The sequence below is a fragment of the Calothrix sp. UHCC 0171 genome (assembly GCF_034931845.1).
Lineage (GTDB): Bacteria > Cyanobacteriota > Cyanobacteriia > Cyanobacteriales > Nostocaceae > Brunnivagina.
Map to the genome: position 1 here is coordinate 56,375 of NZ_JAYGHN010000010.1, position 24,211 is coordinate 80,585.

Annotated in this window: 20 protein-coding genes and 1 riboswitch; of the genes, 11 read left to right on the forward strand and 9 right to left on the reverse strand. The window is 40.5% G+C overall.

Features of this window, described 5'->3' with window-relative positions; genetic code table 11:
* Positions 1 to 66: 66 nt before the first annotated feature.
* The 3 genes from VB733_RS10090 (at position 67) to ntrB (ending at position 5,357) form a co-directional block, all read left to right on the forward strand.
* Positions 67 to 3,045, forward strand: a complete 2,979-nt coding sequence (locus VB733_RS10090) for a zinc-dependent metalloprotease (protein ID WP_323339959.1) — start codon at positions 67 to 69, stop codon at positions 3,043 to 3,045.
* Positions 3,046 to 3,134: 89 nt separating this feature from the next.
* Positions 3,135 to 4,442: a CmpA/NrtA family ABC transporter substrate-binding protein gene (locus VB733_RS10095; RefSeq protein ID WP_323339960.1), complete on the forward strand. Its 1,308-nt coding sequence runs from the start codon at positions 3,135 to 3,137 to the stop codon at positions 4,440 to 4,442.
* 105 nt (positions 4,443 to 4,547) lie between these two features.
* On the forward strand, positions 4,548 to 5,357 hold the full coding sequence (gene ntrB / locus VB733_RS10100) for a nitrate ABC transporter permease (RefSeq protein WP_323339961.1): 810 nt from the start codon (positions 4,548 to 4,550) through the stop codon (positions 5,355 to 5,357).
* Between the two features lie 121 nt (positions 5,358 to 5,478).
* On the opposite strand, the gene VB733_RS10105 is transcribed toward ntrB, so the two are convergent.
* Positions 5,479 to 6,363, reverse strand: coding sequence for a 4-hydroxybenzoate solanesyltransferase (locus tag VB733_RS10105; protein ID WP_323339962.1), 885 nt, complete (start codon positions 6,361 to 6,363; stop codon positions 5,479 to 5,481).
* 213 nt (positions 6,364 to 6,576) lie between these two features.
* On the opposite strand from VB733_RS10105, the gene VB733_RS10110 reads away from it, so the two are divergent.
* Positions 6,577 to 8,226, forward strand: a complete 1,650-nt coding sequence (locus VB733_RS10110; RefSeq protein WP_323339963.1) for a Ppx/GppA phosphatase family protein — start codon at positions 6,577 to 6,579, stop codon at positions 8,224 to 8,226.
* Between the two features lie 137 nt (positions 8,227 to 8,363).
* On the opposite strand, the gene VB733_RS10115 is transcribed toward VB733_RS10110, so the two are convergent.
* On the reverse strand, positions 8,364 to 9,626 hold the full coding sequence (locus VB733_RS10115) for a murein transglycosylase A (RefSeq protein WP_323339964.1): 1,263 nt from the start codon (positions 9,624 to 9,626) through the stop codon (positions 8,364 to 8,366).
* A 3-nt stretch (positions 9,627 to 9,629) separates the two neighbouring features.
* Entirely contained in the window at positions 9,630 to 9,884 is a 255-nt protein-coding gene (locus tag VB733_RS10120; RefSeq protein ID WP_323339965.1) for a hypothetical protein, read from the reverse strand.
* 373 nt (positions 9,885 to 10,257) lie between these two features.
* On the opposite strand from VB733_RS10120, the gene VB733_RS10125 reads away from it, so the two are divergent.
* Complete coding sequence (locus VB733_RS10125) at positions 10,258 to 11,046, forward strand: DUF1868 domain-containing protein (protein WP_323339966.1); 789 nt, start codon at positions 10,258 to 10,260, stop codon at positions 11,044 to 11,046.
* A 322-nt stretch (positions 11,047 to 11,368) separates the two neighbouring features.
* Here VB733_RS10125 and VB733_RS10130 read toward each other — a convergent pair whose 3' ends face one another.
* Complete coding sequence (locus VB733_RS10130; protein WP_323339967.1) at positions 11,369 to 12,622, reverse strand: RNA-guided endonuclease TnpB family protein; 1,254 nt, start codon at positions 12,620 to 12,622, stop codon at positions 11,369 to 11,371.
* Between the two features lie 868 nt (positions 12,623 to 13,490).
* Between VB733_RS10130 and VB733_RS10135 the strand changes: the two genes are divergently transcribed.
* The 5 genes from VB733_RS10135 to VB733_RS10155 all read left to right on the forward strand — a co-directional run bounded on the left by VB733_RS10135 (position 13,491) and on the right by VB733_RS10155 (position 20,208).
* Positions 13,491 to 14,501, forward strand: a complete 1,011-nt coding sequence (locus VB733_RS10135; RefSeq protein WP_323339968.1) for an iron ABC transporter substrate-binding protein — start codon at positions 13,491 to 13,493, stop codon at positions 14,499 to 14,501.
* Between the two features lie 3 nt (positions 14,502 to 14,504).
* Positions 14,505 to 16,088, forward strand: coding sequence for an iron ABC transporter permease (locus VB733_RS10140; RefSeq protein WP_323339969.1), 1,584 nt, complete (start codon positions 14,505 to 14,507; stop codon positions 16,086 to 16,088).
* A gap of 75 nt (positions 16,089 to 16,163) precedes the next feature.
* A complete protein-coding gene (locus tag VB733_RS10145) occupies positions 16,164 to 17,207 on the forward strand; it encodes an ABC transporter ATP-binding protein (RefSeq protein ID WP_323339970.1) in 1,044 nt (347 codons plus the stop codon).
* Between the two features lie 428 nt (positions 17,208 to 17,635).
* Positions 17,636 to 18,787, forward strand: a complete 1,152-nt coding sequence (locus VB733_RS10150) for a hypothetical protein (RefSeq protein ID WP_323339971.1) — start codon at positions 17,636 to 17,638, stop codon at positions 18,785 to 18,787.
* A gap of 344 nt (positions 18,788 to 19,131) precedes the next feature.
* Positions 19,132 to 20,208 carry an iron ABC transporter substrate-binding protein gene (locus tag VB733_RS10155; protein ID WP_323339972.1) on the forward strand — a complete coding sequence of 359 codons (1,077 nt, stop codon included), beginning with the start codon at positions 19,132 to 19,134 and terminating at the stop codon, positions 20,206 to 20,208.
* Positions 20,209 to 20,367: 159 nt separating this feature from the next.
* On the opposite strand, the gene VB733_RS10160 is transcribed toward VB733_RS10155, so the two are convergent.
* The 5 genes from VB733_RS10160 to VB733_RS10175 form a co-directional block, all read right to left on the reverse strand.
* Positions 20,368 to 21,324 carry a methyltransferase domain-containing protein gene (locus VB733_RS10160; RefSeq protein ID WP_323339973.1) on the reverse strand — a complete coding sequence of 319 codons (957 nt, stop codon included), beginning with the start codon at positions 21,322 to 21,324 and terminating at the stop codon, positions 20,368 to 20,370.
* Between the two features lie 111 nt (positions 21,325 to 21,435).
* Positions 21,436 to 21,852 (reverse strand): hypothetical protein, encoded by a 417-nt coding sequence (locus tag VB733_RS10165; protein ID WP_323339974.1) that lies wholly within the window; start codon positions 21,850 to 21,852, stop codon positions 21,436 to 21,438.
* Position 21,853: 1 nt separating this feature from the next.
* Positions 21,854 to 21,961, reverse strand: coding sequence for a hypothetical protein (locus tag VB733_RS27500; protein ID WP_416336310.1), 108 nt, complete (start codon positions 21,959 to 21,961; stop codon positions 21,854 to 21,856).
* 222 nt (positions 21,962 to 22,183) lie between these two features.
* Complete coding sequence (locus VB733_RS10170) at positions 22,184 to 22,609, reverse strand: DUF1636 domain-containing protein (RefSeq protein WP_323339975.1); 426 nt, start codon at positions 22,607 to 22,609, stop codon at positions 22,184 to 22,186.
* Between the two features lie 24 nt (positions 22,610 to 22,633).
* Positions 22,634 to 22,794: riboswitch (cobalamin riboswitch) on the reverse strand.
* Positions 22,752 to 22,913 carry a hypothetical protein gene (locus VB733_RS10175; protein ID WP_323339976.1) on the reverse strand — a complete coding sequence of 54 codons (162 nt, stop codon included), beginning with the start codon at positions 22,911 to 22,913 and terminating at the stop codon, positions 22,752 to 22,754. Its footprint overlaps the riboswitch before it by 43 nt.
* Before the next feature lie 556 nt (positions 22,914 to 23,469).
* On the opposite strand from VB733_RS10175, the gene VB733_RS10180 reads away from it, so the two are divergent.
* The gene (locus tag VB733_RS10180) at positions 23,470 to 24,084 is read left to right on the forward strand and encodes a hypothetical protein (protein ID WP_323339977.1); all 615 of its coding nucleotides are present in this window, start codon (positions 23,470 to 23,472) and stop codon (positions 24,082 to 24,084) included.
* Positions 24,085 to 24,211 lie beyond the last annotated feature (127 nt).

Below are 24,211 nucleotides of genomic sequence, written 5' to 3' on the forward strand. Positions count from 1 at the left end.
CAAAGCTTGATCTAGCTTATCGATGCTCACAATTAAGTGGGGTTTTGATTGCCAAGGATGGATGGAATGAAGCGATTAACTTGTGATGCTTTTTTATTACATGGGTGTATTTTGGGTGTTTCTAGTGCCATTGCCCTGACTATGGGAATGAATGCGATCGCAAAACCTGTTGTCACCGATAATGGAGTGGGAGAACAGAGGGTAGGGGAAACAGGGGGAAATAAAAAAGAGGGCGGTTTAAAACCCGGACAAGTATGGGTTTTAGGCAAAAATCAACAGGTACAGCCACACGGCTTTGCCTGGGTGGTGGAAGATGTGAAAAAAGCCAGCCAACAACCTTTTTTACAGTTGGCGAAGACTTCAGATCAGAAAAAGCCCGAAAGTAGTAGCAAAAAGCCAGATGAAAAAACCAAACCACCAAAACGTGATGATTTGGAATCCTTTGATGAGGTGACAAAAGATACCCAGCGTCTAGCTGGTTTGTTTACGCTGTATCGAAATAAAGAAAAGAATAAAATCTATTTGGAAATTAAGCCGGAACAACTGAATAAAAACTTTTTAACTACAGCCACGCTAGAATCAGGGATTGGTGAAGGTGGTATTTACAGTGGGATGCCGTTACAGGACTTTTTATTTTACTTTCAACGGGTCAATAATAACCTTCAGTTTGTAGTTCGTAATGTCAATTTTCGTACCCGTGAAGGCGACCCCCAAGTGCGATCGCTTGCCCGTTCCTTCAGCGATTCAGTTCTATATAATATTTCCATTAAAAGTATTCATCCAGAACGCAAAACCCTATTGATAGATTTAGGTGATCTATTACTCACTGACTTGGCGGGATTATCCTCAAGTTTAGGAGTTGCTGCTGGTGGTGATGGGTCTTATTTTGGTAACGCTAAGACTTTCCCCCAAAATATTGAAGTTGAGTCTGTAATGAATGTGACTGGTGCTGGAGGTAGCCCACAATCCAAGACACCAGGTTTACCCAATTTTGAAACTTTAGCAGATAGTCGTGGTTTTACCCTGCGGATTCACTACAGCCTTTCCCAACTTCCAGACAATAATTATCGCCCTCGGTTAGCAGACGAACGTGTCGGTTATTTCATTACTGCATACCAAGATTTATCCAACGACTCTCGTCGCGATCCATTTGTCAGGTATGTTAATCGTTGGAACCTGGAGAAAAAAGACCCGAATGCGGCAATTTCCGTACCGAAGAAACCCATAGTTTTCTGGATTGATAATGCTGTTCCCTTCGAGTACCGTGATGCCATCAAAGCAGGGGTATTGATGTGGAACCAAGCCTTTGCCAAAATTGGCTTTAAAGACGCAATTCAAGTGCAGCAAATGCCGGATAATGCGACATGGGACCCCGCAGACATTCGTTACAATACAATTCGTTGGATCAATACCGTCGATGGATTCTTTGCCATGGGACCATCACGGGTAAATCCCCTGACTGGGGAAATTTTGGATGCTGATATTTTGGTTGATGCCAGTTTTGTGCGCGCCCTCAAGAACGATTATCGCCAACTGGTGCAACCAAGTCAAACCCAGAATCGGACATCGATTTCTACATTGATGCAAAACCGCTTACTATGTGGGAATGGACTCGATCAGAAATTATTTTCCCAGGGTCAACAATCACCAAATCAACTGGCAAATCAAGGTGGATTTCTCCGGCAAATCTCCCAACTCGCAGGAGAATACGACCTTTGTTACGGCATTGAAGCCGCCAACCAATTTGCTGTGGGCAAAATGACAATGACGATGTTACCAACAGTCCCAGCCACCAGCGAACAAATCAAAACCTACATTCATGAATATTTGCGCTTAATTATTGCCCATGAAGTCGGACATACTTTAGGATTGCGGCACAATTTTCGCGGTAGTACGATGTTGAAAGCGGAAGAGATGAATACTCCGGGAATTAGTCATACCAAAGGGTTGACAGCATCGGTAATGGATTATATCCCCCCGAATATTGCCCCCAAAGGAACCAAACAGGGTGATTATTTCCCCAGTATTGTTGGTCCCTACGATGATTGGGCGATTAAATATGGCTACGCACCGATACCAGCAGCAACAACCAATGCAGAAAAGCCGTTCCTAGATAAAATAGCCCAAGAGTCAGCCACAAGGTCAGAATTAAGCTATTCTACCGATGAAGATATGTTTGATCTTGATCCGACGGTCAACCCTTGGGATAATAGCGCCAACGTCCTTACCTATTCCCAATGGCAACTAGATAACTCCCGGCAACTGTGGGATTTAATCAATAAGCGTTACCCCATCAATGATGATGCTATCAACGATGTTAGCGAACAATTTGGGACAGTTTTGGGCAATTATTTCCAAAATATTTTCTTTACAACAAAATATATTGGTGGACAATCATTCTACAGAGTTCGTAGCAGCGATCGCAATGGACGTTTACCATTTGAACCTGTACCTCTAGAAAAGCAACGGGAAGCTTTAGCAACACTGCAAAAATATGTGTTTGCTGAAGATGCTTTCAATTTTCCACCAGAACTGTTAAATAAATTAGCACCTTCTCGATGGCGACATTGGGGCAGTAGACCGCAAATGGGACGCTTAGACTATCCAATTCACGATTTAGTCTTATTTATCCAAAGTTCGGTTTTAGTCGATTTGCTATCCGGTGACAGGCTATCGCGGATGAAAGACCTGGAAATGAAAACAAAATCAGGGAAAGCACTAACTATCCCGGAACTTTTTGATACTTTACAATCGGGCATTTGGACAGAGGTGATTAAACCCAAACGTGAAAATATCAAAATATCCAGCTTAAGACGGGGCTTGCAACGGAGTTATTTAGATATTTTGACGGGTATGGTGTTGCGTAAAGAAGAAGGCTCCAAGCGTCTTCCCGATGACGCTCGCACAATTGCCTGGTATAAATTAAAACAACTTGAAGAAAAATTAAAGTCCGTCAACTCGAATGACGAATATACCAAGGCGCATATTTTGGAAACACGCGATCGCATTGATAAAATTTTGGATGCGAGGATTCAATCAAATTAACTCGTAAATTTCTGATTTTTGGCAGTTAGATAGTTAATCGGACTGCTTTTTTAATCGCATCCATTACTAAATCCCCAAAATTCCCATGTATGGCGAAGCTTTCCCGACGTAAATTTTTGGCTGCGACTGGTGCAACTGCGATCGCCTATAATATCGCCAAGATTCAGCAATCTCAAAATTCAACTCTGGCGCGATTAAATCCCGGTGTCTATGCAGGTTACAGTGATACACCAGAAACCACTAAAGCCATTCTCGGTTTTGTCCCAGTAGTTAGTTGTTGTCCGCTAATTATTGCTCAAGCCAAAGGGATGTTTGCTAAGTATGGCGTACCAGATGTGATTGTCCAAAAGCAGCCATCCTGGGCAGTCACACGGGATAAATTGATGTTGGGTTCGGCGGATGAAGGTTTGGATGGGGCACATTTGCTGTTTCCTATGGCTTATCTGATTGCCACGGGGGAGATTAGCTACAACCGCAAAATACCGATGTATATCCTGGCACGTTTAAATCTCAATGGTCAGGGTATTTCCATTGCGAATGCTTACAAAAACTTGAATTTGGGTTTGGATAGTTATCCGATGAAGGTAGCATTACAAACCAAAGCCAAATCAGGGGAGTCAATTCGCTTTGCTATACCTTTCCGGCGAGTCACGGGGGATTTCTTTATGCGCTGGTGGTTAGCTGATGGGGGAATCGATCCAGATTTAGATGCATCATTAATTGTGATTCCGCCGCCACAAATGGTTGCCAATATGCGCGGTGGTTCAATGGAAGGATTTTGTGTTGTCGATCCTTGGCATCAGCGTTTAATTAAACAAAAGATTGGTTATTCGGCGGTGACAAGTGGGGAACTATGGAATAATCACCCCGAAAAAGCTTTTGTCATGCGTGGGGAATGGGTTGATAAATATCCCAAAGCCGCACAAGCTATTTTAGCAGCAATTATGGAGGCACAAATTTGGTGCGATCGTCCAGAAAATAAAGCTGAGTTATTCGAGATTGTTTACCAGAAACAATGGATAGGTATACCTAAAGATGTGATTAGTCAGCGTTTATTAGGTACTTTTGATTATGGGAATGGCAGAGTTGTGGAAAACAGTCCCCATGTCGTGAAATTTTGGGCAGATAATGCTTCTTATCCATATAAAAGTCATGATTTATGGTTTTTATTTGAAGATATGCGCTGGGGAAATCGTTCGCCGGAGATGGAAACGAAACCATTAGTTGATGCTGTTAATCGTGAAGATATTTGGCGAGAAGTGGCGAAAAAGATTGGTCAAGAACAAGCAATTCCTGCAAGCACTTCGCGGGGAATTGAGAAATTTTTTAACGGTTTGGAATTTGACCCTGAAAATCCTCATCTATATCTGACATCACCAAAAATAAATACTAAATGAATACTCAATCAATACTCAATCAATACCATATATTTGAGTATTAGAATAACGAAAATATGAATTACAAAATGTGATAACAAATTAGAAAGAGGATAATAATTCCAAATGCAGATACAAATAAATTATGCAATTATCCAAAAGAAAATCCAGCAAATTTTACCCTCATTTGCGGGTATTTTTGTGCTGGTAATTATTTGGCATTTATTAAGTCTACGACCTGATACTTCCTTACCTTCTCCAATTCAAGTTGTCACAGATACTTGGGAATTAATTAGTCATCCATTCTTTTATAAAGGAAATAATAATAAAGGTTTATTTTGGTTACTTATAGCCAGTCTAAAACGGGTGGCAATGGGTTATTTTCTTGCCGGAGTAGTCGGAATCCCGATTGGTTTTCTGATTAGTCTAGTTCCCTTAATTAAACAAGCAGTTGAACCAGTCATTCAATTATTACGCCCTGTCGCCCCCTTAGCTTGGCTACCATTAGCCCAAGCTATATTTCTCAAACCAAATCCTTCAGCAATATTTGTGATTTTTATTACTGCAATTTGGCCGATTATTCTCAATACAGCTTTAGGTGTGCAATTAATTCCTCAAGATTATATTAATGTTAGTAGAATGCTCAAATTACCTATATTTAAGCATTTTTATAAGGTACTTTTGCCTGCTACTTTACCTTATATTTTTACAGGTTTACGAATTGCTTTAGGTTTATCTTGGTTAGCTGTTGTCGCTGCGGAGATGCTTTTATCTGATGATGGATTAGGATTTTTTATTGTTAATGCTTATAACAATTCTGATATTAGTGAGATTATTCTGGCAATATTTTATTTGGGCGGAGTCGGAATTATTCTTGATAAGATAATGTCTTTGATTGCTGCACATTGGGAGCAAAAAGTTAAGCCAAGTTCATGAATATTTTCAGTTTTAATTTAGATTTATATTTAGATTTAGATTTAACTGTAAATTTCAATTAAAACTAAATTTGCTAGAAGCAGAACATGGGAGTCACCCCCATGTTCTCATCAATGGTAAATTACAATAAATATCCAGCTTCCATTCCAGCCAATAAAATAAAACCAATCCAAACATTTTGCCGGAACATTTCCCCATATATCGAACTAGGTAAATGCGGATTTTGGAGGCGAAAATATTGCCATACCCATCCCCCAGTAGCGATTGCCAAACTAATCCAAAAACCAAGATGCAGGTGAATTACAATACCCAACCAAGCCAGGAGAGCTACAGTACCCAGATAGAAAAATGCGATCGCAATTTCCACATATTTACCAAAAAACAAAGCACTAGAGTTGACACCGATGCGTTTGTCATCTTCTCTGTCGGACATGGCATAAACGGTATCAAATCCTAACGTCCAAAGTACAGTAGCTCCCCATAACAACCAAGTCGGCAGGGAAAGACTTTTGGTGACAGCAGTCCAACTAATTAAAACCGCAAAACCCCAAGCAATCGATAACACCAATTGGGGAACCGGAAATACTCGCTTGGCTCCAGGATATAACAAAATAACTGGTACGGCTGCTACACATAACCAGAACGACAACAGGTTAAGATAAAAAGCCAGAATCGCTGCACAAGCCATTGCCACAATCGCCACAACAATACCAACCTTTACAGACAGCGTCCGGGATGCTATGGGACGATTCTTGGTACGTTCCACTTCTGGATCGATGTTTCGATCCCACAAATCGTTGACAACACAACCTGCGGCGCTAGTGGCAAGGGTTCCCAAGATAATTACCCCAACGAGAGGTAAAGGTGGTTTGCCTGCGGCGGCGAGGAATACAGCCCACAAAGCCGGAATCATTAAAATGAGTCTACCTTCGGGTTTGTGCCAGCGTAAAAGCCTGATGACACTTAACCACACAGGTTCGCCGTTGCTTTTGGTAGGATTTAACATAGAACCGAAAGTAGGGTTTTGAAACGAAAATTAACAATATTTACATCTATAGAATAACTTTATTTGTTATTTGTAAGTTATTTGTAAAAGCGATCGCAGGAAGTAGCGGCTTAAAAACCCCTACTAAGTATTGTCCAAGCTGATATTATCCAAGCTGAATTCAGCAATTCTGCATTCTTCACGAGCTTTTTCAACAACAGAGAGAAAACACAAATGGTGGATTTGGTTTCGGCTAGCAGGGAGAGTATTCCGATATTTCCTATGGCAGAACAGCGAATTATTGCTGCTATTGACTTGGGAACAAATTCGTTACACATGGTAATTGTGCGGATAGAACCGACATTACCCGCGTTTAGTATTATTGCCAGAGAAAAAGAAACAGTTCGACTGGGCGATCGCGATTTGACAACGGGGAACCTCAAACCCGAAATTATGGAAAGGGCGATCGCGACATTACGAAGGTTTCAAGAGGTTGCCAAAACTTTCAATGTCGAAACAACGATTGCTGTTGCCACTTCTGCTACCCGTGAAGCCCCCAATGGCAAGGATTTTCTCCACGATATTGAAGTGCAGCTAGGGTTGAAGGTGGATTTAATCTCCGGACAAGAAGAAGCACGCCGGATTTATTTGGGTGTGCTATCGGGGATGGAATTTAATAACCAAGCTCATACAATTATTGATATTGGTGGTGGTTCCACAGAGATAATTTTGGGTGACAGTCATGAAGAACGGACGCTGACTAGCACTAAAATTGGTGCAGTCCGTCTGACTAGCGAACTAATTACCACTGACCCCATTTCTACCCATGAATTTGAATACCTCCAAGCATATGTGAGGGGAATGCTAGAGCGATCGGTAGAACAGGTTGTCGCCAATTATCAGTTTGGTGAGTCTCCCCGCTTAGTAGGAACATCGGGAACCATAGAAACAATTGCCGCAATCCACGCTCGCGAACATTTGGGATTTATTCCCTCCACCCTCAACGGCTATCAATTTCCTCTCCGGGATTTGCGGGAATTAGTCGATCGCTTGCGACATCGAAATAATATTGAACGGGCAGCAATTCCGGGAATGCCAGAAAAACGTTCGGAAGTGATTTTAGCCGGTGCGGTAGTCTTGCAAGAAGCAATGACATTACTCAGCGCCGAATTTATCACTGTATGTGAGCGTTCTTTGCGAGAAGGCGTAATTGTCGATTGGATGCTGACTCACGGTTTGATTGAAGATCGTCTGCGTTACCAAGGCTCGGTGAGACAGCGCAGTGTCCTCAGAACCGCCAAAAAGTATCATACCAATTTGCAACATAGCGACAGGGTTGCTAATTTTGCCCTGAGTATATTTGACCAAACCCAAGCAACTCTCCACAATTGGGAACCAGAATGTCGCCAATTACTTTGGGCAGCAGCAATTTTACATAACTGTGGTCACTATGTCAGTCATTCAGCACACCACAAACATTCCTACTATCTTGTTCGTAATAGCGAACTCCTAGGTTATACCGAAACCGAGATCGAAATTATCGCCAATATTGCCCGTTATCATCGCAAATCTCCACCGAAGAAAAAGCACGAAAACTATCGCAATTTAGTCAATAAAGAACACCGTTTAATGGTGAATCATTTGAGTGCTATCTTGCGTTTAGCAACAGCCTTAGACCGTCGGCAAATTGGTGCAATCTCCCGAATTCAATGCGATTACAATCCCCAGGAAAAGAGCTTTAAATTGCGCGTTTATCCTACCTACCCCAACGACGACTGCTCGTTAGAACTTTGGAGTTTAGACTATAGCAAAGAAGTCTTTGAAACCGAATTTAATCTCAAAGTCTCTGTTGTCTTTGAACCTACAATTGTAACCGTGAGTTAATGTTCCCTGTTAATCACTAAAAAATGAAAAGACTCTCCAGCAACTCTTGAATTGTCAACTCGTAGCCAACAATCGCATCTGCATGTTGACTACGAGTTAAGTAATGTTAAATAATTATGCTAATTTACACGAGGAGATTATTCCTTGAGTAATAGATAATGTAGTTGCCCATTGCCCCCAGTTATGCCAGCGCGATCGCCTGCTAACTTCCCGGTTCCCATGAAATAATCGACACGTCCAGGACCTTTGATGGCGCTACCTGTATCTTGATCGAGAACGAAACGGCTAACCGCACGTCTTTCTAAACCACCACCAGGCGCAGGATAGGGAAAACTATTATAAATTAATGCCAATGCACCGGGAGGCATTAATGATTTATCAGTAGCAATTGAACGTTCGGCGGTTACAGGTACACCAATGCTGCCAGTCGCCGGTTTACCATTGCTTTCTTTAAAGAAAATAAATCTTTCCCAAAGTGGCAAATATATATCTAAATCGCGAGGGTTCTTTTTGAAATGGGCAATCATGGCTGGCATTGTGGCATTTTTTGGGTTTAATTTACCATCTTTAATTAATGCCCCACCAATACTCGTCCAGGGGTAGTCAGTGGCACCAGCATAGCCAATACTTGTTGTTTTGCCATTGGTTAATTTGATTTGTGCTGAACCTTGGATATGAATCATATAGGCATCCAAGCGATCGCGGAACCAAAGCATTTCTAAACCACGTAGTTGGCTCTTATTGCCTAACAACCCATCCGCACCTTCTAAATCAACTCGCTTTGGATGTGGCTTTGCCCATTTATCTAAATCGCTAGGAAGTCGATAAACTGGATATTTATACTGGGCAGTACGTGTCCGACTAGCTGTATAAACTGGTTCGTAATATGCAGTAAATTTAACAGTACCTTGACCATCATTACCAACCGACTTGTAAAATGCGAATTCTTTCCGAACCTTGGCTTGCAGTTCTGCTGGAGTTTTCGAGGCAACAAGCAATTGCCGGAAACGCTGCAAACTTTTACGTACCCGTTCTAAAGTAATTCCTTGGACTGGATAATTTTGATACACATTGGCAGCCCTAGGAGTATTTAAATAGCGTAAACTATGGTCAATCGATTGCAATAGCGCCGTGCGATCGCCCTTTTTACCTCGATGCCAAAATAGCTGTTCGTCCCAACCCAGGCAACCATGGGCAGGTTTGCAATCAAGCCCTAGCTCCATCAATTTTAGCGGTGGAGTTAATTCAGGTTGAGGGGCTGGTGGTAACGGTGGTGTTATCTGGGGGTTGCCCGGTGTCGGCAAGCTAGGCAAGCTAGGCACCTGAGCAACAACAGATAAAAACGGTATAACAGTAGCGATACCTAGACTCAAGGAAAGTAAAGCAAACTTTTTTCTCATTGTTTACGTGAATCGTTCGACACTAGAGCTAAAAATTGGTTCAACACGAATTGCCACAACCTTAGAAGGGCGGACAACCATATATTCACCCTGAATATTTTTGATCGGCACGCTAATGAAATCATCAGAAGCAGCTTTAGGCATTAGTTCGCCACTATACCACTTCTGAAAATCCTGGATTGTGGGAAAGCGTATTTCTTCGCGGTGCCCGCTTTCCATCATCATATGTACTACGTATTCGCTAGCTGTTCTCGCCATAATCGTTGAATCATTTTAAACATGTCCAACCCATTTTTAACTTCATAACTCCAAAATTGGGAAGAGCAGAAGCATCTTTAAGTTGCAGAGGCAAGATAGTTAGCAGAATATTTCATACAGGTTTTCATTTCTCTCCATGACGTTCTTTTACCCAAATACGGTTCCTTCCCAGTTGAAAATAAGCTGAAATCCAGGAATATGTACACAGGAGAGGTATATTTGACTTTGTCTCCCGTTTGCTTATTGCTGCTTCCCATTAAGTAAAACCAAGAAAGCTATACAGTTTTTACATCACCCTGTTAATTTGAGTAGGATTGCCTAAAATAAGCAGTTGAGGGACAAATTTCAATTAGTAGTGCGAGGTACAGACAGGGTGGATGACGATTTTCAAACTTATTTGAATCGATTGGCACGAATGACGCGACTAGAGGCTTATCAAATCCAAGTTCAAAATATTCAAGAGTCGTACAAGTATCAAAAATTACCCACAGGAGAACGACAAGCTGCACCGTTTCCTGGCTATACAATTATTACTCCACCCAGCGAGGAGGATGACAGGAATGCTGGTTTTTACAAGCAATTGCAGGAGTATCAAGTACAACTATTAAATTTACCGATCGCTTCCCAACTATTAGTGCCTTTACCCACTGGCAGTTTTCATTTAACCTTGGCTGATTTGATTTGGGATAATGCTTATCGAGATGCTTGCGATCGCAATCCCAATTATGAATCAGATTTGCGATCGTGCTGCACGAGTATTTTCCAGCAGTACCGACAAAACTCCCAGCCAGCGACTCCAATTCGTTTTTCCATACTTGGGGTTATGTTAATGCCAAGAGCTATCGCTGTTTGTTTGGTTCCTCAAGAACGCAGTTCCTACGAACAAATTATTAGTTTCCGCCGCACTATTTACCAAAACTCGCAATTAATGCCTTTAGGAATCGAACAAAACTATCATTTAACAGCCCATGTAACGCTGGGGTATTTTGGTGAGATGAAACCAGATTTAGATCGACAAAAATTGGTAGAAGAACTCTCCGAGTTAAATGAAAAATGGCTGGGGAATTCTCCAGAGTTTTTAGTACATCGTGGCGAATTACGCAAATTTGATGACATGACACGCTACTATCGTCAACCGGATTGGGCTGCGATTGATTTTTGATTTAGTTATCATGCAATTATATGTGAATGCGATCGCCTGAATTCTCCTAGAAGCCCAGTTTCTTGAGCCTGTCAGTACAATTCGCAATTCGCAATTCGCAATTCGTAATACTCGCTTTCGCGTAGGCGCAAGCCTTCTCGAAGAGTGAAGCGGTAGCTAGCAATTAATGCCCACGGATAAATCCGGGGCATCCTGCCCGCTTTCTCTATCTAAATTTAGGCGCTTAACAGCTTAATTTGTGTTTAGTGGTGATTATAAATTGAGTTTTTCATTAAAAAAACAGTTCTTCCTTTTGGCAGGGAGAACTGAAAGTGTGAACTACCTACAGTGACGCTTCGCGTACACAGTAGGCTTCCTGTCCAACAGAAAGCGGAGTAGTGGATTTCTTGCGTCCTCCCTTACTCCGACTTACATCTGGGCAACAGGCTTTATCCCCCGTTCCAGAGGTCAAACTCGCGCGTGCTTTAGGCGAGGAAACCTCGCCTAGTTCGCTCGTCAAAATTCGTAGTCCCTCATCTCTGAGGTTAATAGCTGCGTTTACATCCCGATCATGTTTTGTATGGCAGTTTTCACAAGTCCAAAATCTTATATCAAGAGGTAGGCTACCAACTTGGTTTAAGCACACATGACAGGTTTTTGAACTAGGGAAAAATCTATCAACTTCTTGATAAATTTTTCCTTCCATTTCTGCCTTATATTTAAGCATTGTGCAAAACATTCCCCATCCTACTTGATGAATGGATTTAGCCAAACAATGATTATGCATCATGCCTTTAACATTGAGATTTTCAAGCACGATAACTTGGTTTTCGTTAACTATCCTACGAGATAGCTTGTGCAGAAAATATTCACGGCAGTTAGCTATTTTTCTGTGAACTCTAGCAACCTTCTTTCTAGATTTAATACGGTTATTAGAACCTTTCTGCTTCCTAGATAATTGCTGTTGTTTGAGTTTTAAATTCTTCTCATGCTTGTTCAGTATTCTAGGATTATCAAACTTTGACCCTTCACTGGTAACAGCGAAGTGAGTGAGCCCCAAATCAATACCTATTGCCTTACCGTCTGTGCTTGATTCTGGTTTGTCTTTGCCATCGTCAAACAGAATAGCTGCAAAGTATTGATTGGAACAATTTTTAGATATGGTTACAGTCTTGACTTTCCCCTCGATAGGTCTATGGATAATTGCTGTTACATCTCCTATTTTTGGGAGGGTTACACAATTATTAGCAACTTTGACATTTTGAGGATATTGTATTGACTGCTTACCATGCTTTGATTTAAATCTAGGGTATTTAGCTCTTTTTTCAAAGAAGTTGTTAAATGCTACTCCTAGATTTAAACAGACTTGCTGCAAACATTGTGAATAGGTCGATGTTAACCATTCATACTCTTTTTTTAACTGAGGAATTATCTTTTTTACTGCGTATCCAGACAAACCCTTGCCTGTCTCTTTGTATGTTTGGTTCATCAAATTCAGACAGTAATTCCAAAGCCAACGACAACATCCAAAAGCTTGCGCTAGTGACTGCTGCTGCTGGGCATCTGGATATAATCTGACTTTGACAACTTTTAACATATTAGAGTAAACAGCGTTTGTTATAAAAGACTATAGCATAATGATTGCTCGTTTCCGACCTGTTCTGTTCCCTGTTCTCCCTATGCCTTCGGCACGCTCCGCGAACAGGAGAAATTGGTGAGGCAGTGCATTGGGCGGCTCCGCCGACTTGTAGCAACTGCCGTCACAGAACTGTCGTCAACTCACGCGCAATTCATCTCATCACTCAGTGTTAACAGAAATTTTGGATATTTACTGGTGTAGCAGCAAATGTGCATAACATCTGACCCTCTTCTATGCAAAGAAGAAGGTTAAGTGGGAATTCCATAACTTAACTCATGGCTGAGACAAAGCTGCTGAGGAATTCATCAACAAGCTATCAATACCGAGGCATATTGAACTCACAAGTCTTGTTTGATATTTTTCTGTCCAGCCTATCGATACAAATTTCCAAATGTATCAATCGGAAGTATGCTTGAATTGATACTATAAGTATTGACTATTAAAGTCAATAGTGATAAAAATATATCTCAATAAAGAATCACATTAATTTATTTTCTAAGTATCTTGATGAAAAATGTGCAAAGAAACAAATGACAGCTTTTAAAAACAGATTTTGACTGTTTTTCCGGTTTAAGTGCAATTCTCATACCTTTAGCAACGGGTAAGGGTAGATAAGAGAGAATACTTGTATCAGGAATTTCGTGAAATATCGTTAAAGTAGCATTTTACTGATTTGGCATGACTGTAAATGCTGCAATAGCGATAATCAATAATCTTCACTCAAAAAAATAGAGTTCTATTACATACTTGTTTTTGCTAATTATTACTGATAAAGTTAAGTCAAAATGTTGCAAATAATTATTAAGAGTTGTGGAGGAAAACTAAATTGAAAAAATTACCATTGGCAAAGTTTTGTGCTGGTACTTTAGCAGTCGTTGTTTTGGGAACGGGTTTAGCTGTCAATGCTCAACAATCGAAGACTCTAACTATCTACTCTGGCAGAGAAGAAAAGTTAATTGCCCCGTTGATTGAGAAAGCCAAGAAAGACCTAAAACTGAATATTCAAGTTCGCTACGGTGATACCGCAGAATTAGCGATCGCTCTCTTGGAAGAAGGCAACAATAGCCGTGCAGATATGTTCTTTGCTCAAGATGCCGGGGCTTTAGGAACCTTACAACAACGAGAACGCACCTTGGCAATTCCGGCAGCAATACTCAATAAAGTAGATTCTCGCTATCGTTCTCCATCGGGCAATTGGATGGGGATTTCTGGTCGAGCGCGGGTGGTGAATTACAACACCAAACTAGTGAAACAGAGTGATTTACCTAAATCTATCTGGGAATTAACTCAACCAAAATGGCGGGGAAAAGTTGGTTGGGCACCAACAAACGGTTCTTTCCAGTCATTTGTCACAGCGATGCGGAAGTTGGAGGGCGACCAAAAAACCGTAGAATGGTTGCGGGGAATGAAAAAGAATGGGGTTAAAGACTACGGGAAAAATACCGCAATTCTAGAAGCAGTCGGTCGAGGTGAGATTCATCTGGGATTAGCAAATAACTATTATTTAGGTCGCTTCAAAAAAGCTAATCCTAACTTTCCAGTTGCAGCCCACTATACGAATAAAGATGCAGGTTCAATTGTAAATATAGCTGGTGTGGCGGTTTTGAAAACAACTGATCAACGCAAAGATGTAGAGAATTTGATTAACTATCTGCTCTCAACTAACTCACAAAATTATTTTGCTGAACAAACCACGGAATATCCCCTTGTCAGAGGAGCAAAATCCGCAGCAGGACAAATTCCCCTGAATAAATTAACTCCTCCTCGCTTAGATTTGAGTCAATTAGCTGATTTGCCAGGTACTTTGAAAGTTTTGCAGCAAGCGGGAGTATTGTAAACCATGAAAGCGGCTCGTCCCCCACTTTTTCTGACTATTACAGCCGGGGTGGTGGCAGTTGCCATCACTTTACCTTTTCTCTATTTGGTAATCCGCGCTGCAAGTATTGGTGGGGAGGGGTTATGGGATTTAATTTCCAATTCTCGCTATTTGACAATTATGTTGAATAGTGCTGGGATGGCGACAATTGTGACTCTTTTATCAGCTTTGATTGCCGTACCCTTAGCATTTTTGACAGTGCGGACAAACCTACCCGGAAGAGGCTTTTGGTTAGTGGCAACAACCTTACCCTTAGCAGTGCCCAGCTATGTGGGGAGTTTTGCCCTGATTGCCACCTTTGCACCACGGGGTAGTCTGTTACAGCTGTTGCTGGAACCCTTGGGGGTGGAGGAATTACCATCCATATATGGCTGGCCTGGGGTGATTTTGTCAATGACCTTGTTTACCTATCCCTATATGCTTTTGAGTGTGCGTGCTGGCTTACAAGGAATGGACCCCTCCCTAGAAGAAGCCGGACGTAGCTTGGGCTATAGTAGTCGAGAAACCTTATGGCGTGTGGTTTTACCCCAGTTGAAACCATCTTTGGTGGCTGGGGGATTGTTGGTGGCATTATATAGTCTGCGTGACTTCGGAACACCTTCCCTAATGCAATTTGATGCTTTTACCAGGGCGATTTTTATTCAGTATAAAACCAGTTTTGACCGCAATAGCGCAGCCGCCCTTTCCCTAATGTTAGTCACCTTAGTCATGGCAATTTTATGGGTTGAATATCGAGTTAGGAGCCGCGCCGCTTATTATACTCGCGGTTCTGCGGCTTTGCGCCCCCCGAAAATTATCAAGCTGGGAATTTGGAAGTGGGTAGCCTTTAGTTTTTGCTTGGTAATTACTTTGTTGGGGGTAGCATTACCTGTGGGAGTCAGCTTATTTTGGTTGGTACGGGGAATATTGAATAACGATTATGCAATTCCCAACTTGTTCCCAGCAATTTTCAACTCAGTTACCGCAGCCGGATTAGCAGGTTTAGCAACTACTATTTTTGCCCTACCGATCGCAATTTTATCTGTACGTTTCCCCAGTAAAATCACTGCCATAATTGAGCGAAGTTCTTACATCGCCTTTGGTTTACCTGGAATTGTGGTTGCCTTAGCGGTGGTATTTTTTGGTGCAAATTACTTGCCGGTACTGTATCAAACCTTACCAATGCTAATATTTACTTACTTGGTATTATTTGTACCTCAATCAGTCGGAAACATCCGCAGTTCCCTATTACAAGTCAGCCCTCGATTAGAAGAATCCGCTCGCAGTTTGGGGAGAACTCCTTGGCAAACTTTAAGAGAAGTCACGATTCCTTTAGTGAGTCCAGGTTTAGTCAGTGGCGCAGTGCTGGTATTTTTAACTGCAATCAAGGAGCTACCTGCCACAATTATGCTAGCACCAATCGGCTTTAATACCCTTGCCGTCGAAATTTGGAAAGCGACAGAAAATGTTGATTTTGATGATGCGGCATCTGCCTCCTTAGCAATGTTATTTGTATCCATGATTTCCACGTTTTTAGTATTATCCCAGGAAAAAAGAGCTAAAACCTAAGCCAATTTTGAATTTGAGATTGAACTAAATTTTTGGTCAACATTTTTGATATATTCAATATATATATTTATAACTATGAAACAATCAGTAATACTCAGCCTAGAAAACATCACTAAACAATACTCTGAAGATAGTAAACCTGCTGTTAATAATGTATCTTTGAGATTACTGGAAGGAGATATATTAGGATTTCTGGGTCCATCAGGTTGCGGGAAAACCACACTCTTGCGATTAATTGGTGGTTTAGAGCGTCCTCAGACTGGAACAGTAAAAATAGGTGGTAAGGTGGTTTGCGATCGCACAAATTGGATACCACCAGAAAATCGGGATATTGGCATCGTTTTTCAAGATTATGCCCTGTTTCCCCATTTAACAGTAGTGAAAAATGTCGCCTTTGGCTTAAAAAATCTCAGCAAACAACAAATAGAACAGCGCGTATCCGAAACCCTGAAACTTGTCCAACTCACAGGTTTGGAACAACGTTACCCCTACGAACTTTCGGGAGGACAACAGCAACGAGTCGCTTTAGCGCGGGCTTTAGCACCCCAACCAAAATTACTCCTCCTCGATGAACCCTTATCTAACTTAGATGTACAAGTTAGATTACAATTGCGGGAAGAAATGCGAGATATTATTAAGGCTGCGGGTACTTCGGCAGTTTTTGTTACCCATGACCAAGAAGAAGCCTTAGCAATGTGCGATATTGTGGGGGTAATGCAGCAAGGACACTTAGAACAAATCGGTACACCAGAGGAAATTTATACCCATCCAGCATCCCGATTTGTCGCGGCATTTGTCACCCAAGCTAATTTTCTGCCAGCTCGTCGCCAAGGTCATTTTTGGTCAACAGAAATTGGCAAATTTGATGTAAAAACCAAAGATTCTCCAGAGACTGGGGAAATCATGATTCGTCAAGAAGACTGTATATTGCAACTATGCACTCATAGTCCCCTAGTGATTCGCAGTCGCCGGTTTTTAGGGAGGGAGTATCGTTACTGTTTACACACTCCTTCGGGTCAAGAAATTCATATTCGCACTGGGATTGATACAGCGATACCAGAAGGTGCATCTGTGGAAATATCTGTTGCTGATGATTTAGTGCGAATATTTAGTGATTAATTAATATTTGTATCTACTGCCATAGAGTGTGGGGTTTCCATAGATATATCATATTATGTTTGCCTTAAAATTTCTCTGTGTCCCCGCGTCTCCAAGTCTCCGTGTCAGTCTTAAATCGTTGCTATAGTGCGAGCGGTTAGCTATTAGCTGTACTCTACGAGAAGGCTACGCCTATAGCGATTAGCTACAAGACGTATAAATAAACGCTAATAGCATTGTGATAAGTTCATTTTCTAACCGTTCTTAGTATATATTCGGTTTTGGCGATCGCACAGTAATCTTCCTATGGATAGGCACAGCTATAGACGGTGGGAGGATGTCAAAGTAACAGGATAAAAGGCAGAATGTATTATCGGAAATCACAAAAATATCCTGAAAAACTTATTTCATCTTCAACACTAAAATATAGCAAGCAGGAGAAATTATCCATGAAATTATTCTCGATTGATGAATTAGCAATTTTAACTAAAGCAGCCGAGACTAATTGCGTTTCTATTTATATGCCAACTTATAAAATGAGTGCAGAAACGCTACAAAATCCCATTCGATTTAAAAACCTAATCAAAGAAGCCGAAGAAAAACTAATAGAAATTGGACTTCGTAGTCAGGAAGCAAAAGATTTACTGACACCAATCTATGAATTAGATGAATATGATTTTTGGCAACACCAAAGTGACGGCTTGGCAATTTTTGTTTCCCAAAACTTCTTTAGTTACTACACTGTACCTATTGATTTTCAAGAATTAGTTGTAGTTAGCGATCGCTTCCATCTTAAGCCTTTAATGTCAATGCTTACAGGTGATGGCAATTTTTATATTTTGGCTTTGAGTCAAAATTTGGTGCGCTTATTTCAAGCTACCCGTTACAGTGTCCGTGAAATCGAGTTAGAAGATGTCCCCACTAGTATTGCAGAAGCATTGAAGTACGATGATCCAGAAAAAAGCCTTCAATTTCACACAGGTACAACTCAAGGAGGAGGTGGTGGTAGAACCGCAATATTTCATGGACAAGGTGCGGGTAATGATGATGCCAAAGAAAATATACTGCGCTACTTCCACAAAGTAAATAATGGTTTACAGGAGTTCTTAAAAAATCAGCAATATCCGTTAGTCTTAGCGGGTGTCGATTATCTTTTACCCATCTACAAACAAGCAAATTCCTATGCCAACTTAGTCGATGAAGGTATTAGTGGAAATCCAGATCAATTGAAACCAGAGGAATTACACGCACAAGCATGGCAAATTCTGGAACCTTATTTTGAAGCACAACAGCATGAAACAGTTGCTTACTATCAAGCGAATTTAGGAACAGGGAAAACTACTAACAATATTCCTGAAGTTGTGAGTGCAGCTTATTTTCAACGAATTGAGTCTTTATTCGTCCCAGTCGGAGAACAAAAATGGGGTGTATTTGAACCTGATACAAATAGTATCCATGTCCACTCTGAACAACAAGCAGGTGATGAGGATTTAATGGATTTAGCCGCATTACATACACTCCTGAATGGTGGTAAAGTTTTTGCGGTTGCACCAGAAAAAGTACCCGGCAATGCACCTTTGGCAGCTATACTGCGTTACTGAATATCATGAAGATGTACTTCATTAAGACTGACACAAAGACCTAGGGACGCGGAGAAATTCTAATTTTAACTGATGAGATAGACATGATATCAATTGATTGCAGACATCTTGATTACGGCACAGCCTGCCTTTCATATTTTCATATTGGTATCTCATATCATGTCCGGTTAAATACCAAAGATAAAACTGACGCGGAGAAAAACTAATAATAACTGACTTACCGGACTCGATATCATACAATTCCGACAAGCGAATATGTACTCCTCCTGACTTGAGATTGAGAATACGACAATAAAATATGATATGATTATTGAGAATTTTTCTTGAAAGTTGAGAGGTAAAATATGAAGCGTCGCAAGTTTGCATATTTAGCAGGATTAACAGTCGTTAGTGGATGCTTTGCGATCGCATGTAATAATGAGACTCCGACAACAACTAGTGAATCATCGCCTCAAAGTACCCCAGTAGGCAGCACGACTACTAGTGGGACTTTGGAAAAAGAATTAGTCATTTATTCTGGGCGTAACGAAAAGCTGGTAGGGAAACTGATTCAGCAATTTGAGCAAGAAACAGGAGCCAAACTTCAAGTTCGCTATGGAGATACCTCTGAGCTAGCTGCGGCGATTTTGGAAGAAGGAGCAAATAGTAAAGTAGATATATTTTTTGCTCAAGATGGAGGAGCTTTAGGAGCTATTCAGGAAGCTGGTAGAACCGCAGAATTACCAGCATCACTTCTGAATTTGGTTGATAGCAGCTACCGCTCACCAGAAGGAAAATGGTTAGGTATTACAGGTCGAGTGCGTACTGTAGATTACAATACCAACTTAGTCAAAACCGCAGAATTACCAGCGTCAATTTTTGGTTTTACTGAACCAAAATGGAAAGGCAAAATTGGCTGGGCACCCACTAATGGTTCATTCCAATCTTTTGTGACTGCTTTACGAGTTGCTGAAGGAGAAGAAAAGGCAAAGAAATGGCTAGAAGGAATTAAAGCGAATAATCCTAAAGTTTATGCCAACAACACATCGATAGTAGAAGCACTTTCCCGTGGTGAAATTAGCGTTGGCTTTGTCAATCACTATTATTTAGAAAAGATTAAACAAACTAATCCAAAAGTACCAGTAGAACATCATTTTACCAATGATGTCGGTTCTTTAGTGAATGTTGCAGGTGTGGCAATTTTAAATACAGCAAAACATCCCAATATTGCCAAAAAATTTGTCGAGTTTATGCTGAGTAAGGATGCACAAAACTACTTTGCTAATGAGACTTTTGAGTATCCATTAGTATCGGGAATAGCTGCAAAAAGTAACTTAAAGTCTCTGAAAGAAGTGAAGAAACAAAATCAAAATATTGACTTGAGTAATCTCAAAGATTTAAAAGCAACATTACAACTTATGCAGCAAACACAAGTTCTTTAATTGATAGAAATATTCAATAGTAATTACGCAGGTGAAGCCAGAAACCCGGTTTCTATACCAAAAACGGCTAGAAACTGGACTCCCTAAATTGCTATAGCGCCTTACGATTAGAGCTAAAGGGCTAATAGCTAATAGCTAACAGCCTACCTACTTACCAATTCAAACAATAACTGAATTCGCCCGTACCGCCTGGAACATCCCGAAGCGACAAAGACCCGTACCAAATGCCAGACGCATTAGTAGTAAAGTTGGCACTTCTCGCAGAGATTTAATCAAGCCAGATAGACCAAAACGTACCAGCCCGCTTGGTCGAATAACTCCTTGCCAGATAGAATCTAACCAAGAAGGCAGTGTTGCAGCTGTCCAGTCTGCTGTTATCACTTCTCCCTCCACTAATCCCGTCGCCGCCAAAAGTTCAGAAAAGCCCTCAATACTGGCAAAAGCTGGATGAGACCACTGATCGAGTAGTTGTCGCATGACAGGTGTTTCCCAAAAATTCAGGGGAATTTGGCGATCGTCTCTCTGATTCCAGTCAGCCACAACCAAGACTCCACCAGGCTTCAGTACCCGCATCAATTCTTGAGCAAAAACGGCTTTATCAGGCATGTGGGGTCCAGCTTCAATCGACCAAACTACATCAAAACTGGCATCAGGGAAAGAAAGCGCCATCGCATCATCCACCTGAAACTGTACATTCAGTCCATTCGGAGTTAACTCCTGAGCGCGTTGCACTTGTTGGGGACTGATGGTAACTCCTGTCACCGCAAAGCCATAACTATCAGCCAAAATGCGACTGCTACCGCCAATTCCACAGCCCACATCTAGAACAGTCGTACCGGGGGGTAATTTATCTAAACCGCCCCAACGCACCATTTCATGCACAAAGTCAGATTTGGCAGCCAGAAAATCCTTCCGTTGTGGTGGCGAGCCGTAATGACCTAAATGAATATGTTCACCCCAGTAAAACTCCAAAATACCGTCTTCTGTCCATTGATCGTAGGAATTGGCAACAGTATTAGATGATTGATAACGGCGAGGGGTGAGTAAATATAATAGTATAATTCCGACTATCACTAGTGGAATAATAATTCCCGGAACAGAAAACAACAAATTCATTGAAATTAAGCCTGATTGTTTTTCATAATTTTATCCTATTTCCAAACTCTACATTGAGCAGTAACAATACATTTTTAATTGTTTGATGATGGAGTAATTCTGTATTTTTATTTACGAGATATAGCCAGAAAATTCATGCCATCGCTGACGTACTTGTTGGTAGCATTCTCGTGGTGTCATCACAGCTTTTTGGAGAATATCTATTTCAATTTGTGACCCATCTTGGACTAATAAAATCATATCTATTTTCGGGTTGTAAGTATCAACTGCTTTTAATATTTTCGTCATTATCTCCGGTGAAAGCATCCATTCATGCAAATAAGCAGCAAGTTCCTTCTGGGGAAGAAAATGGGTACTGACTATTTCGCTTGTACAGTGGTATTTACCGTGAAAAATAGAGACATGAAACCTGGGCAAATCTACTTGCTTGATATGACAAAAAACAGCCCCACGTCCGGTCTGAGAAAAGCCTTTCCAAGCGGTATAACCGATTAAGATAAAATTGGTAAAATTCAATTCTGTTGACAAATTAATCAATCTCCGAAAGTATTTCAGCTACATGAACCATATTTTTAATTGATGGCATTTCTATTTTCCCGACGACGAGTTGCAAACCACAATCAGGATTTACCCAAATTTAGTTCAACAGGTAAATTAGCAATTCCCTTGACGTTATTGGGAAAGCATTTGTGATTTAGTGAAAACAGCCGGAATAGGTAATGCGATCGATGCCTTTTGAGAACAAAATTCTTCTCAAAACTCTTAGTAGTCAAGCAAAGCAAATTTGCAGGGATAAAACTCTCCGGCTTCTTGTCTCTCGGAGTCAATCTCAATCAGCAAATTGTCGCTTGGGAAATCACTAATTACACAATTCCATCTCAATATTTTTCTTCTCTACGGGAATAAAAGCTGCTGGAATTCGAGCTAAAATACCTTTCTTCAAAGGATCAGGACGTTCTGACCAAGGCAAGGAGCCTTCTGGATGTATGTAGTATTTATCTGCACAACTAAATACACCCTGAACCTCTGTGGAGGTTAATTCAGGTGAGATATCACCAAAAACATAAGTAGTTTTACCTGGTGAAGCGAAGGAAATGACACAGGAGCGACTACAAGCACTCATGCATTCAACTGGTTGAATAACGAATTCTCCCTTTAATTGGCAATGAGAATAATCTGCTTGCAAGCGTTTGAGTAGCTTTTCACCACCACTTTCACCAATGCGTTTACCATTTTCCCACCTACTCGCACAAGTGGTACAAACAAAAATTGTATGTGCTGTCATCTATAACCTCGTAGATTTTAGCTTGATTTTCATGAATTTATCGGCGGGCATTCTGACTGACAAGGTGCAGTTTTTTCTGTGATTTTCCTTGATTACAGTTGCGGGACAGCGCCGGACTTACACCGAACTTTCCCCGTTACCTCTAGTGACTGATACCCACTAGAACCGAAGCATTGATAGCATAACACAACCTGGGTGAACTAGTGATGATATTTTTATCCGCGTTACCAGTAACAATTATTTGATTGTTGAAATTATGAGGATTATGGGCGATCGCACAAATAGCTACTGTGTATCTCGCCAAATGATTGTATTCTCCAAACTTCTTATTAACATACTCAAAATAAAGATTAAAAATGAGTCTTTAGATAGATGTATTATTAAATTAATTATGGATTCTAAAATTAGAAGCTAATATTAATTAGCTTCAATAATAACTGTTACTATTCGTTAATTTTATCAAATAATTCTATAGAAAAGTGCTTTGCTGATTAGTTGATTTTGCCAACTAGCTGACTTCATATTCACGACTTCTGTATCAGTCGGGCAGATTGCAGTCGTCATTACTCTGGAATCACATTTTTCCGGAAAGTATAAATTGATTGTTGAAGACAATATCGTTACATGTCGGTACATATAAAGCAGATAGTAGAGATTTTAGTAGTGAAAAAATAAATTCAACTTGTTTACTTATAACTCTATCTGTCACGAAGGCTCTATCTGCATCATATATAGATAACTAAGGCAAAAGTAAATCAAAAATCAATAGTCAACCACAAACTGAATACACAAAGGCAATTAATAAGCATTCGTCTATATCTGTACCTGTATCGATAGAATATTCCACGAAAGGAGCAAAAATGATTATTACAGGTTATGAATCAGAAGGAACTCAACTTGTTTGTAATAATTTCCAAAACTCGCTAGCCAACTATCCATTGCTGGCAGAAAGTGAAGAAATTAAAAGTTATTTTCAAGCTGATGATTTCATGGATTGGCAAGTGCTTGGTAAAGCATTAACTTCTTTGCCAACTACATTTCTAATGACATCTTATCGAGGTGCGGAAGTTCAAGTAAGTATTGCTTCTGGTTCATTATTAAGAATTGAGCAAACCCCAGAACTAGCAGCTAGTTTTGAAATTGGTGATGCACTCTTATTTACAGGTTTTGGTAATCCTGGACCGCTAACTATTGTGTTTGAAAAACCCGTCTTGGGAGCCTCAACACAAATGCAATCTGATACTGTTAAATATTCTGAATATTTAGTTTCCGTTGAAGCTTTTGACCGTTTAGATAATAGTATTGGCAAAATTGATGTGGCTGCACGTAGTCAAAGGGCTGGTGGTGGTATAGTTCCAGTGAGTTTATTTGATCGTAAAGGTCGAATTAAAAAGTTAGTTTTGAATGCAAAAGAACAAGGTATTCATATGCCTTTTGCAATTAATTTGCTTAAGTTAAAAACTAATCTTGTTTAAGTTAATAACCCCGATTTTTTAAAGTCGGGGTTATTTTATATTGCTATTTGGGACGTTTTTGATTAGAATAAAAATCACTGAATATATCATCAGTGAATAATTAATTTAGATCAAATAAAAGTAATCC

Bases quoted from the DNA above. Each gene is read 5' to 3' on its own strand.
- VB733_RS10150 (WP_323339971.1), top strand. From the start codon at position 17,636: ATGAAATTATTCTCGATTGATGAATTAGCAATTTTAACTAAAGCAGCC.
- VB733_RS10170 (WP_323339975.1), bottom strand. From the start codon at position 22,609: ATGACAGCACATACAATTTTTGTTTGTACCACTTGTGCGAGTAGGTGG.
- VB733_RS10095 (WP_323339960.1), top strand. From the start codon at position 3,135: ATGGCGAAGCTTTCCCGACGTAAATTTTTGGCTGCGACTGGTGCAACT.
- VB733_RS10120 (WP_323339965.1), bottom strand. From the start codon at position 9,884: ATGGCGAGAACAGCTAGCGAATACGTAGTACATATGATGATGGAAAGC.
- VB733_RS10110 (WP_323339963.1), top strand. From the start codon at position 6,577: ATGGTGGATTTGGTTTCGGCTAGCAGGGAGAGTATTCCGATATTTCCT.
- VB733_RS10090 (WP_323339959.1), top strand. From the start codon at position 67: ATGAAGCGATTAACTTGTGATGCTTTTTTATTACATGGGTGTATTTTG.
- VB733_RS10155 (WP_323339972.1), top strand. From the start codon at position 19,132: ATGAAGCGTCGCAAGTTTGCATATTTAGCAGGATTAACAGTCGTTAGT.
- VB733_RS10180 (WP_323339977.1), top strand. From the start codon at position 23,470: ATGATTATTACAGGTTATGAATCAGAAGGAACTCAACTTGTTTGTAAT.
- VB733_RS10160 (WP_323339973.1), bottom strand. From the start codon at position 21,324: ATGAATTTGTTGTTTTCTGTTCCGGGAATTATTATTCCACTAGTGATA.
- ntrB (WP_323339961.1), top strand. From the start codon at position 4,548: ATGCAGATACAAATAAATTATGCAATTATCCAAAAGAAAATCCAGCAA.
- VB733_RS10115 (WP_323339964.1), bottom strand. From the start codon at position 9,626: ATGAGAAAAAAGTTTGCTTTACTTTCCTTGAGTCTAGGTATCGCTACT.
- VB733_RS10105 (WP_323339962.1), bottom strand. From the start codon at position 6,363: ATGTTAAATCCTACCAAAAGCAACGGCGAACCTGTGTGGTTAAGTGTC.
- VB733_RS10130 (WP_323339967.1), bottom strand. From the start codon at position 12,622: ATGTTAAAAGTTGTCAAAGTCAGATTATATCCAGATGCCCAGCAGCAG.
- VB733_RS10140 (WP_323339969.1), top strand. From the start codon at position 14,505: ATGAAAGCGGCTCGTCCCCCACTTTTTCTGACTATTACAGCCGGGGTG.
- VB733_RS10145 (WP_323339970.1), top strand. From the start codon at position 16,164: ATGAAACAATCAGTAATACTCAGCCTAGAAAACATCACTAAACAATAC.